This is a genomic window from Dietzia sp. DQ12-76 (assembly GCF_014145045.1).
In the GTDB taxonomy this organism is placed as follows: Bacteria; Actinomycetota; Actinomycetes; order Mycobacteriales; family Mycobacteriaceae; genus Dietzia.
In genome coordinates this window covers 1-3,358 of sequence record NZ_JAALDV010000430.1, presented here as the reverse complement: position 1 = coordinate 3,358, position 3,358 = coordinate 1, and the positions used below count along the sequence as shown (strand labels likewise).

The following is a 3,358-nucleotide window of genomic DNA, read 5'->3' as shown; positions in this document are numbered from 1 at the left end:
GAGGAGCTCCCCGCGGCTGGCGGGAGCGCCCGGGCGGCCGCGCTCGATGTCACCGACGCGGCGGCGGTGTCGGACCTGGTGGGCGAGGTGGTCGCCGAACACGGTGGTCTGGACCTGATGTTCGCCAACGCCGGCATCACCTGGGGCGGGGACACCGAGTTGCTGACCCTGGCGCAGTGGGACGCGATCATCGACGTGAACATCCGCGGCGTGGTGCACTGCGTCCACGCCGCGTACCCGGAGATGATCCGCCGGGGATCGGGGTCGCTCGTGCTCACCGCCTCCATGGGCGGGCTGTGTCCTGCGGGTCTGATCACCAGCTACGCCACGACCAAGCACGCCGTGGTGGGGCTCGGGCTCTCGCTGCGTGCGGAGGCGGCCGGCCACGGCGTGGGGGTGACCGTGGTCTGCCCGGCCGCGGTGGACACCGCGATCCTGGACAAGGGCGAGCTCGAGGGTTTCGACGGACGGCACTACTACCTGGAGGGTCAGGGTGTGCGGGAACCGTTGGACCCGGACCTGCTGGCCCAGAGCGTGCTGCGCGGGATCGGGAGTAACCGGGCTCTCGTGATCGAACCCGCCCGGGCGCGGGCGACGTGGCGGCTCCAGCGCCTGTCGCCGGCGCTGATGGACCGGATGCTCACCAGGTATGTGCGGGCGACCAGGCTCCGGAGGGGCGCGGATCCCGCCGGAGCCTGACCCGCCGTCGTTCAGTGCTCGTCGGCGTCCGACTCGGCCTTGGTCGCGTGCACGGTGCCGTGCGCGTGCTCCGGCGGCGCGTAGATGGAGTAGACCTTGAGCGGCTCGTCCCCGATGTTCGTGACGTTGTGCCACGACCCGGCGGGGACGAGGATCACCCAGTCGTCGCCGACCTCCTCGTCGAACTCCAGCCGGTCCTCGGCCGGCCCCATCTGGACGCGACCCCGGCCCTGCTCGACGCGCAGGAACTGGTCGTGGTCCTCGTGCACCTCGAGGCCGATGTCGTCCCCGGGAGCGATCGCCATGACCGTCATCTGCATATGCTTTCCGGTCCACAGCGTGGTGCGGTAGTTGGTGTTGGACAGGGTCTCGTCCTCGATGTTGACGACGTAGGGGTGGGGTCCGTGATCACTGGCGGTCATGGTGTGGTCCTCTCGCTCTCGTGCACGTCGGCTCGCGCCCGGTCGTCTCCATCATGCCGGGCGCGCCCGCCGCGCGATCCGGTTCCCTTCTGCCACGGCCACCGGCCCGAGATCTCGAGCTCGAGCGACCAGCTGAGGAAGGTCCTGATGAGCACGACGAGTGCGAGCAACCCCACCGAGTCGTAGCTCGGTGAGATCGCGACGGTCCGGATGATGTCCGCGGCCACCAGGAGCTCCAGCCCCAGCAGGATCGCGCGGCCGAGTCGGCGACGGAACGCGGTGTAGGCGTCGTTCTCCGGGCCGGACCGGCGGCGCGGGTCCAGGGCGAACAGGGCGGCCACCAACGCGCCCACCACGATGGCGGCCACGCCCGCCGCGTCGATCGTCTTGCCCACCAGTTCCACGGCCTCCGAGAACGTCATGGAGGAACTGTAGACCGGCCCGGCAGGGGCGTGCGGGACCTGCGCGAACACTATGGTTGACAAGTCAACTAATATGGGGGAATGACTCAGCACAGCGCCTCCACCCCCGCGTCGTCGTCACAGTCCGTCGCGCTGGGCCTCGACACCTTCGGTGACACCACGGTCGACTCCAGCGGCGCCCGCGTCCACCATGCCCAGGTCATCCGGGATGTCGTCGACCAGGCGGTGCTCGCCGACGAGGTGGGGGTCGACGCCTTCGGGGTGGGTGAGCACCACCGCCCCGACTTCGCGGTCTCCGCCCCGGATGTCGTGCTCGCCGGGATCGCCACCCGCACGCAGCGCATCACCCTCGGTTCGGCGGTCACCGTTCTGTCCAGCGACGACCCGGTCCGTGTGTTCCAGCGTTTCTCGACGATCGACGCCCTGTCGAACGGGCGCGCCGAGGTGGTGCTGGGGCGCGGGTCCTTCACCGAGTCGTTCCCGCTGTTCGGGCTCGACCTCCAGCAGTACGAGCAGTTGTTCTCCGAGAAACTGGACCTGTTCGCGGCTCTGTTGCCCGAGGCGCCGGTGACGTGGTCCGGCGAGCTACGGCGGCCCCTGGTAGACCAGCGCGTCTACCCGGAGACCGAGCACGGGCTCTCCGCATGGATCGCGGTGGGCGGCAGTCCCGAATCCGTGGTGCGTGCGGCCCGCTACCGCATGCCCCTCATGCTGGCGATCATCGGCGGGCCCGCCGGCCGGTTCGCGCCTTTCGCCGACCTGTACCGCCAGGCGAATGCGCAGCTGGCGGGCACCGACGCCCCGCGGCTGCCGATCGCGGTGCACTCGCCGGGATTCGTCGCGGAGACCGACGAGAAGGCCGCCGCCCTGGCGCTGCCGCACTGGTTGGTCAACCGCAACCAGATCGGGCGCGAGCGCGGATGGGGGGACGCGAGCGAGGCCGACTTCCACCGCGAGGTGCGGTCCGGGGCGATGTACGTCGGCTCGCCCGAGACCGTCGCGCAGAAGATCGCCGCGACCGTGCGCACGCTGGGGCTGGACCGCTTCGACCTCAAGTACGCCAGCGGGCCGACCCCGCACGAGCACCTCATGAACTCGATCGATCTCTACGGGCGCAAGGTCATCCCTCGTGTCCGGGAACTGCTGGCCGGGGCCGGATACGACCCCGGGGTGCCGCAGCAGGTGTCCCGCGGCTGACGGACCGGGTATTACCGTGGGGACATGCTCTTCGCGTTCTCCGTCGCACCCACCACGACCGCGGACGATTCAGCGTCCATGAGCGAGGCCGTCGCCGAGGCGGTCCGGGTGGTCCGCGCCTCCGGGCTGCCCCACGAGACCACGTCGATGTTCACCACCATCGAGGGCGACTGGGACGAGGTCATGCCCGTCATCCGCGCCGCCACCGACGCCGTGCTGGCGGTGTCCCCGCGGGTGAGCCTGGTCCTCAAGGCCGACCTGAGGCCCGGCCGCTCAGGTGAGTTGCGCGGAAAGGTGGACAGGGTGGAGCACCGCATGCGACACGGCCTGGCGGCGGATCCCGGGGGAGGGGAGAGGGGCGACGACGACGAGGCGGTCGCCCCGTGAGCTCCCGCGTCCCCTCGGATCACCCGCGCAGCGACTCCACTGTGGACGATTCCGGATCCGCCGCCGGGTCCGGTGCGCACCGCCCCGGCCCGCGCGGTCCGCAGACCCTCGCGTACGTGCTGGCCACCACGCTCGGGGGGATCGGCGCGCTCGTGGTGGCGACGGTCGAACTCGTCTCCCCCGAGGCCGGGACATTCGATGTCCTGCTGTGGAGCGCGCTGGCGGTGTTGC

The 3,358-nt window shown here is 70.8% G+C and carries 6 protein-coding genes; 4 read left to right on the top strand and 2 right to left on the bottom strand.

Annotation, left to right across the window (positions count from 1 at the left end):
- A partial coding sequence (locus G6019_RS14060) for an SDR family NAD(P)-dependent oxidoreductase (RefSeq protein WP_182627835.1) occupies positions 1–699 on the top strand: 699 nt, incomplete at its 5' end.
- Positions 700–710: 11 nt separating this feature from the next.
- Here the strand turns inward: G6019_RS14060 and G6019_RS14055 are convergent.
- Together G6019_RS14055 and G6019_RS14050 are read right to left on the bottom strand one after the other, a co-directional pair.
- Positions 711–1,121 (bottom strand): cupin domain-containing protein, encoded by a 411-nt coding sequence (locus G6019_RS14055; protein WP_107755288.1) that lies wholly within the window; start codon positions 1,119–1,121, stop codon positions 711–713.
- Positions 1,118–1,543, bottom strand: coding sequence for a DUF1622 domain-containing protein (locus tag G6019_RS14050; protein ID WP_107757896.1), 426 nt, complete (start codon positions 1,541–1,543; stop codon positions 1,118–1,120). Before G6019_RS14050 ends, G6019_RS14055 begins: the two co-directional genes overlap by 4 nt.
- A gap of 81 nt (positions 1,544–1,624) precedes the next feature.
- Between G6019_RS14050 and G6019_RS14045 the strand changes: the two genes are divergently transcribed.
- The 3 genes from G6019_RS14045 to G6019_RS14035 all read left to right on the top strand — a co-directional run.
- The gene (locus G6019_RS14045; RefSeq protein WP_182613179.1) at positions 1,625–2,740 is read left to right on the top strand and encodes an LLM class flavin-dependent oxidoreductase; all 1,116 of its coding nucleotides are present in this window, start codon (positions 1,625–1,627) and stop codon (positions 2,738–2,740) included.
- A 24-nt stretch (positions 2,741–2,764) separates the two neighbouring features.
- The gene (locus tag G6019_RS14040) at positions 2,765–3,127 is read left to right on the top strand and encodes an MTH1187 family thiamine-binding protein (RefSeq protein WP_182613180.1); all 363 of its coding nucleotides are present in this window, start codon (positions 2,765–2,767) and stop codon (positions 3,125–3,127) included.
- Positions 3,124–3,358 (top strand): hypothetical protein (locus G6019_RS14035; RefSeq protein WP_182627833.1); only part of this gene is annotated, 235 nt, incomplete at its 3' end. The genes G6019_RS14040 and G6019_RS14035, both read left to right, overlap by 4 nt.